1 pseudogene is annotated in these 284 nt (G+C 65.5%); it reads left to right on the forward strand.

Going from position 1 to position 284, the window contains the following annotated elements:
- A pseudogene (locus D8Z78_RS24420) lies at positions 1-284 on the forward strand (calcium-binding protein); the annotation flags it as partial.

A 284-nucleotide genomic window follows, 5' to 3' on the forward strand; every position in this document is an offset into this window, starting at 1 on the left:
GGCCGCGATACGCTGGCCGGTCAGGATGGGAACGACACGCTGAATGGCGGGATCGAGGCCGATACGCTCTATGGCGGCAACGATCAGGACAGCCTGCTCGGCGGGGCGGGCAACGACTACATCCAAGGCGACAACGGCAACGATACCCTGCTGGGCGAGGCCGATGACGACTACCTGTCCGCCGGGACGGGCACCGACCATCTCGATGGCGGGATCGGCAATGACACGATGTATGGCGGCACCGAAGACGACACGATCATCGGGGGCGACGGCCATGACAGCGG

It is taken from the genome of Tropicibacter alexandrii, from assembly GCF_003667315.2.
GTDB lineage: Bacteria > Pseudomonadota > Alphaproteobacteria > Rhodobacterales > Rhodobacteraceae > Tropicibacter > Tropicibacter alexandrii.